This window comes from Aeromonas sp. QDB18 (assembly GCF_027705325.1).
GTDB lineage: Bacteria > Pseudomonadota > Gammaproteobacteria > Enterobacterales > Aeromonadaceae > Aeromonas > Aeromonas caviae.
This window is the reverse complement of record NZ_JAPDBQ010000189.1, coordinates 1-6,677: the sequence shown is the minus strand read 5'-3', so window position 1 is coordinate 6,677 and position 6,677 is coordinate 1. Positions and strand designations below refer to the sequence as shown.

The window sequence follows — 6,677 nt, the reverse complement described above, 5'->3', positions numbered from 1 at the left end:
GCATATGGATTTAGGGACTCAGAATACTTTTTTCTGAAAATCAAGGCGGCCTTCCCCGGAAAGCCGCGATGAACCTATTTTCAGGTATTGCATAACGAGCGGTGAGCCGGCCGCCGAGCAGTGCTATCCGGTAGCAACTTGGGATGTGCGTGAGCGACGTCCCTATATCCCTACCGTGAATGAGGAAAGGCACGCTTTGCCCAGTGATGGCCATTTCACACCACCGATTTACTTTCAAAATGGTGGGTCACAGCGCCCGCCTCCGGGTTGATGCTGATAAACGCCGGGGCTTGCGGGTTGGGTTGGTGGGTTTGCAGGCTCGAAGTAGTGTGCCTCCAGCGTGCACCGGCGATAAAGGTCGATCAGCTTGCCTCTGGCAATCTGCATCAGGCGGCGACGACACTCCTCCGCCGACGGAATATGCACTTTCCTGATGAGCTGAAGGTAAATATCTTGCGCCAGATCTGCGGCATCGCAGGTATTGCCCAGCCTGTGCCTTAGCAGCGAGCAGAGCCCGTTATGCCTGAGTGTGTCTATTGATTCAAACCGCCTAGTAGGGGAAGCGGCTTGCGTTCGATTAGGAGGGGTCATTCTTGATCTTTTTGAGGATGAGCAATGAAAGTGGCGTCGGCCATGGCCTGGGCTGGCTGGCGTGCCAGTTCGATGAAGGCGCGCACATAGTCGATATTGGTATCAGCCTCGCGAGTGCCTAAGAAGATCTGTTTGGCTATGCCGTGCGGCCCCAGCCGTAGGGGCACCACCCCCATCCTAACGGCGTACTCGTCGACCAACCAGCGTGGCAAGGCTGCCACGCCACGGCCGCTGGCCACCATCTGCACCATGATGTCGGTGGTTTCTATGGTTTTATGGCGCTTGGGCGTAACACCCGCCGGTAGCAGGAACTGGTTGTAGATATCTAGGCGCTCTATGTCCACAGGGTAGCTGATCAGTACTTCGCTAGTCAGTTGCTGGGGCTTCACATAGGAGGCTGAAGCCAGGGAGTGGTCTTTGGCCACGACGAGCACCTGTTCATAATCGAACACAGACTTGTAATCAAGGCCCGGCTTGTAGAGCGGGTCGGGAGTTACCAGCAGATCGATCTCGTAGCCAAACAGAGCGCCAATGCCGCCAAACTGGAACTTCTGTTTCACGTCCACCTCCACGTCCGGCCAAGCCGTGAGGTAGGGCGAAACCACCTTGAGTAACCATTGGTAGCAAGGGTGGCATTCCATACCGATGCGCAGCGTGCCACGCTCGCCCTGCGCGAACTGGCTAAGGCGCTCTTCGGCCAGATCAAACTGGGGTAGAACACGGTTGGCCACGGCCAGCAGGTACTGACCTGCCTGCGTCAGACGCAGGCTTCGGCCTTCGCGCAGCCAGACGTCGGTACCCAGCTGTTGCTCGAGCTTTTTCATGCTGTGGCTCAAAGCTGACTGAGTGACATTCAGTACCCCCGCGGCGGCTGTCAGCGATCCTTGCTTTTCGACCTGCTGAACGATGTTGAGATGGATGCGCTCAAGCATTCAATGAATTCTACTCATAGATGTGTGAATTAAAACCATTTTAATTCATTGTCTCGGGTCGGCACAATCACCGTCATCAATTCTATGTATTCGTCGGAGCAGCCATGGTCCCGTCTAAAAATTCGAATCTCCCGAACGTCGGGGACGCTAGCCAAGCGGTGTCGTCCTGGTCGACTGATATGAACACCAAACTAACACGTCCACTCCGCGTAGTAGCTGTTTCAGGTGCACTTCAAAGCCCCTCCAAATCTGCAAGTTTGGCGCAGTACCTGCTTGACCTGATTGCCGAGCAGGTGCTGTGTCAGCCGAAACGGGTCGATTTGGGGCTGCTAGCACCGCAGCTCACGGGGTCAGTCTGGCGCGCTCAGGTGACGGATGCCGTAGAGCAGGCGCTGGCCGTGGTCGAGGAGGCCGATGTTCTGGTGGTCGCCACCCCAGTTTTCCGTGGCTCGTACACTGGGCTGTTCAAACACTTCTTCGACCTCATAGGACAAGACACCCTGATCGACAAGCCCGTGTTACTAGCCGCTACTGGCGGCAGTCAACGCCACGCGTTGGTGATCGACCATCAGATGCGACCACTGTTCAGTTTTTTCCAGGCACGTACTTTGCCATTAGGTGTCTATGCCACCGACAAGGACTTCGTGGAGCGCGACCTGAGCGACCAGGCATTGATCGAGCGGGCCAGGCTGACGGTTCAACGGGCTTTGCCCTTGCTTGAGCTAACGCGCAATGCCAGACACTCTGCAGCCGAGTGCATGCTAACAGTCTGAAAAACCATCGTCCTTAATTGCAATAATCATTACAGGGAAGCGTCATGAGCCAAGACTTCACATTCAGCCTCAATAGCATCACTTTCGATGAAAGCTATCAACCATTGGACGGAACTCGCCTCACCACAAATTTCGCCAATCTGGCGCGTGGAGAGGGCCGCCAACAAAACTTGCGCAAAACCCTGAAGATGATCAACAACCGTTTCAATGACCTGGCGCATTGGGACAATCCCACGGGTAATCGCTACGCGGTTGAACTCGAGATCATCTCTGTTGAGATGTACAGTGGCATGCAGACCAGCACTGCGTTTCCGCTGATCGAGATCCTGAAGACCCACATCATCGACACGAAGTTGAACCGGCGCATTGATGGCATCGTGGGCAACAATTTCTCGTCGTATGTGCGCGATTACGACTTCAGCGTCGTGCTGCCTGAGTACAATGCTGCACGGGCGGAGTTCAGCATCCCCGACGATTTCGGCGTGCTGCATGGCAAGCTGTTCAAGCTTTTCGTCAACTCCGGCACCTATCAAGAACGATTTAGCAAGCTTCCAGTCATTTGCCTGAGTGCAGCGACCAGCAAAACTTACCAGCGCACGACCAATCATCACCCTATCCTCGGCGTTGAGTACCAGCAAAACGAGCTATCATCGACCGATCTGTACTTTGCAAAAATGGGGATGCAGGTTCGCTTTTTCATGCCGCCCAAGAGCGTGGCTCCATTGGCTTTCTACTTTTTTGGCGACCTGCTGAGCGACTATACCGATCTCGAACTGATCGGAACCATCAGCACGATGGAAACGTTCCAGAGGATCTACCGCCCCGAGATCTATAACGCCAACTCGGTGGCAGGACAGCTCTATCAACCAAGTCTGAAGTCCGAGGACTACTCGCTGACGCAAATCGTCTATGACCGAGAGGAACGAAGCCAGTTGGCTGTCAAACAGGGCAAGTTCACTGAAGAGTACTTCATCAAACCGTACCAAGACGTCCTTGAACAATGGGTCGCCGAATCCACGTACTGATCTGACCGGCATTTGCCTTGAAGGAACACATTATGTTTGAAACTTCCATCACTGGTAGCCTGCCCAAACCGGCCTGGCTAGCTGAAACCAACAAGCTCTGGCCCCAATGGGCGGCCGGGGGTGATGCACTCCTGCAGGCCAAAGCCGACGCAACTCTGCTATGGATCAAGGCCCAGGAAGACGCTGGGCTGGATATCGTGTGCGATGGAGAGCAATCACGCCAGCACTTCGTGCATGGCTTTCTGGAACAGGTCGAGGGCATCGACTTCGAGCACAAAGTGAAGATGGGCATCCGTGACAACCGTTACGATGCAATGGTGCCGCAGGTGGTTTCCGACTTGCGCCTGAAGGGCCGCGTACATGCCTTCGAGGCCCAACTGGCTCGAGCGCACACCAAGAAGAAGCTGAAGTTTACCCTGCCTGGCCCGATGACCATCGTCGACACGGTGGCAGACCGCTTCTACGGAGACAAGGCCAAGATGGCCTTTGCCTTCGCCGAATTACTTAACCAGGAGGCCCTGGCACTGCAGGCCGACGGTGTGGACATTATCCAGTTCGACGAGCCAGCCTTCAATGTCTACATGAAGGACGTAGCCGATTGGGGCGTTCGGGCGCTCGAGCGTGCGGCGCAGGGTCTGCACTGTAAGACAGTGGTACACATCTGCTATGGCTACGGGATCCAGGCCAATACTGACTGGAAGAATACCCTGGGCGATGAATGGCGCCAGTACGAGACGGTGTTTCCTGCGCTGGCCAAAAGCAGCATCGACCAGGTGAGTTTGGAATGCATGCACTCGCACGTGCCCCTCGAACTGCTGAAATTACTGGAGGGCAAGGATGTGCTGGTTGGCGTGATCGATGTGGCCACAGACGTAGTCGAAACGCCCGAAGAAGTTGCTGATGCTATCGGCCAAGCCCTGCAATTCGTGCCAAAGGAGCGGTTATTCCCCTGCACGAACTGCGGCATGGCGCCCATGCCGCGTGACGTGGCTCAGCGCAAGCTACAGGCCTTGGCTGAGGGCACGAAGTTGGCCAAGGAGCGCTTGGCCGCCAAGTAAGCACCGGTTCTGTCCAATAGGGCCCGTGGATGTGAAAGGTCGCGCCTGCACTGCAGGCGCGACCTTTATACTATTGATGACATTACGTGGTGAGTTCGAGAGGGACGAGTCCTATGGGATTACAGTTTGGGCTGGAGGATGTAATTGCCAATTCGCAAGGAAACTGTCTGGCGATTAGAAACACAAGGTGTCTAAAGAAGCCAGGGCGATTCATTTCACACCTCCGGCTTGTGTTCAAAGTGGCGGGTTACAACGCCCGCTTGCGGGTCGATGCTGATAAACTCCGGTGCCTGAGGGTGGTACAGGTAGAGCCGCGCCAATTCAGCGCTAAACGCCTCGACGTTCGGTGCAATCACATGACTGGTATCCCCCTCCGCGTAGGTAAACGTCTCCAGCTTTTCCGTGTGAATCCAGATACCGAAGTACCAAGCGTCTTCATCGGTGTCGTATTGCTGCCAGCCCTGGGCCAACAGCGTCCGGTCGTAGTAGTAACGGTCAGCCTGATGGCTCCCCCGGTCGATGTGGCAACCCGTTCCGGTGAGCTCAAGCGAGATACGCCCTACCTTCAGAGCCTTCTTGACCCGGCGCAAGAGTGTGAGGGCCTTGGCTCGGCTGCGGCCATTACCAAGCGGGAGTGGCTGCTTAGCCCGTAATGCCAGGTGGCTCATTATCTTCGGCGCGGTGTTGTGGTTGAGCTGGCCGATGGCAGTGGTGATCTGTCGGGCGGACAGGGTGTGGTAATCACTCATGTCATGCATGGTTGGGCTTCCTTCAAATGCAAACAGCCCCTCGATGTGAGGGGCTGAATGGGGTTGTGGTTGGTTGTATTAGGGGTGGTGACAGAAGTGAACACAAGGGCTCTTGGGGGGTGACATCAATTATCGAGGGAAGACTCTTGTCATCCTCTCAAGACCAGTCGAATGTGGACTGACGGCCTACAACCATTGCTTGAGGCGGTTGACGTCTCACTGATAGCAGCGTTGGTGGCTGTGCCAAATCACCCGCTCGGCGGCAGCTTCCTGTAGCGCAGTGGTCACGATGCGGGGAAGAACCAGATTTGTTCCATCCCAGTTATCCAGGGCCAGCACGCCGGAACGCACCTGTCCTGCCAACTACGTGTCGATCTTTTGGGTCAGCTCCAGCGCGATGCGCTCATCGATATGGGCTCAGAGCATGGTAATAGTGAGCTCTGGCGCCATTAGTGGTGCTGTGGACGTTGTCATGCTCATGTGTGACTACTCCAATCTGGCGCATCATTGCTGCCATGGTTGACGTAGGCCCCGACAATCACCCGTTGCCACTCGCCGACCGGTTGGCCCGCTGCATTACAGGGGCAACGAAAGCGGGCAAAGCTAATCTCTCGTGGCAGGTGCTCACGCATGTCACGTGGACTGACAAAGAGCATGGTCTTGTACAGCACCGGGTTGGGCGCGACCAACAGATTACCGATACGCCGCCCTTCGATATCGTGGGCATAGGCGAAACCTGGCAGCATCAACTGCTGGGCGATGAGCTTTGCCAGCCCAGGATGTACACACATAGCTTCCGCCACGGCGGCCTGACTAAAGCTGTCGATGAACTCAATCATACTGAGCTCCTTTTATGTTTGATGTAAACCCAGAAGGGATGAATCGGGGGAACATGGATTACAGCATTCCACGCTCAGCCATGGAGACGACCCCTTCGGCGCCAATCACCAGGTGGTCAAGTAGGCGGACATCCACTAGCGCAAGGGCATTGCGCAGGACGTCCGTGATTTGCTTATCCGAAAGGCTGGGCTCCGGGTAACCAGAGGGATGATTGTGGGAGCAGAGGATAGCTGCACTGTTAAGCGCCAAGGCTCTCTTGACCACTTCTCTTGGATGCACACTGGCAGCAGTCAAGGTCCCGTGAAACAACTCCTCCAGGGCGATAACGCGATGTTGATTATCAAGAAACAGCACGGCAAAGGTCTCCCGCTCTCGTCCTTGAAGCAGGGTTTGCAATCGTTGAGCTGCCATCTGGTGAGAGGTGATTGCAGAACCTTTGGCAAGTCGCTTGCGGGCAACCTGGTTGGCCATATGCAGCAGGTCTTGCTCGGTCACCGGTTCGGTGACGACATAGGTGCCAGGGAATTCCCCAGCCTTGAGTTTGTGGTAACGCATTATGGGTTTCTCCAAATAAACAAAAACCCCGACACGCAGATAGCATGTCGGGGTTAAAGAGAGGTAATTGGGGCACACCTAAATAGCTGTTCCGAATAGTAGATCACCGGAGGAAGGGAACTCAGTCCAGTTTGTGCGATCTGATTAGTCGCTA

General features: G+C 55.4%; 8 protein-coding genes. 3 read left to right on the top strand and 5 right to left on the bottom strand.

Going from position 1 to position 6,677, the window contains the following annotated elements; all coding sequences use genetic code 11:
* Positions 1-234: 234 nt before the first annotated feature.
* Positions 235-591, bottom strand: coding sequence for a sigma factor (locus tag OKC30_RS19280; protein WP_442865846.1), 357 nt, complete (start codon positions 589-591; stop codon positions 235-237).
* Positions 588-1,523: a LysR family transcriptional regulator gene (locus OKC30_RS19275; protein ID WP_270809758.1), complete on the bottom strand. Its 936-nt coding sequence runs from the start codon at positions 1,521-1,523 to the stop codon at positions 588-590. Before OKC30_RS19275 ends, OKC30_RS19280 begins: the two co-directional genes overlap by 4 nt.
* A gap of 179 nt (positions 1,524-1,702) precedes the next feature.
* Between OKC30_RS19275 and msuE the strand changes: the two genes are divergently transcribed.
* The 3 genes from msuE to OKC30_RS19260 are packed head-to-tail and all read left to right on the top strand — an operon-like array spanning position 1,703 to position 4,379.
* On the top strand, positions 1,703-2,296 hold the full coding sequence (gene msuE / locus OKC30_RS19270; RefSeq protein ID WP_270809757.1) for an FMN reductase: 594 nt from the start codon (positions 1,703-1,705) through the stop codon (positions 2,294-2,296).
* A 44-nt stretch (positions 2,297-2,340) separates the two neighbouring features.
* A complete protein-coding gene (locus OKC30_RS19265; RefSeq protein ID WP_053288304.1) occupies positions 2,341-3,321 on the top strand; it encodes a DUF1852 domain-containing protein in 981 nt (326 codons plus the stop codon).
* Positions 3,322-3,353: 32 nt separating this feature from the next.
* A complete protein-coding gene (locus OKC30_RS19260) occupies positions 3,354-4,379 on the top strand; it encodes a methionine synthase (RefSeq protein WP_053288303.1) in 1,026 nt (341 codons plus the stop codon).
* A 215-nt stretch (positions 4,380-4,594) separates the two neighbouring features.
* On the opposite strand, the gene OKC30_RS19255 is transcribed toward OKC30_RS19260, so the two are convergent.
* The 3 genes from OKC30_RS19255 to radC form a co-directional block, all read right to left on the bottom strand.
* The gene (locus OKC30_RS19255; protein ID WP_270809754.1) at positions 4,595-5,137 is read right to left on the bottom strand and encodes a hypothetical protein; all 543 of its coding nucleotides are present in this window, start codon (positions 5,135-5,137) and stop codon (positions 4,595-4,597) included.
* Between the two features lie 467 nt (positions 5,138-5,604).
* Entirely contained in the window at positions 5,605-5,967 is a 363-nt protein-coding gene (locus OKC30_RS19250) for a hypothetical protein (RefSeq protein WP_053288301.1), read from the bottom strand.
* A 58-nt stretch (positions 5,968-6,025) separates the two neighbouring features.
* Positions 6,026-6,523 carry a RadC family protein gene (gene radC, locus OKC30_RS19245; RefSeq protein WP_010673722.1) on the bottom strand — a complete coding sequence of 166 codons (498 nt, stop codon included), beginning with the start codon at positions 6,521-6,523 and terminating at the stop codon, positions 6,026-6,028.
* Positions 6,524-6,677 lie beyond the last annotated feature (154 nt).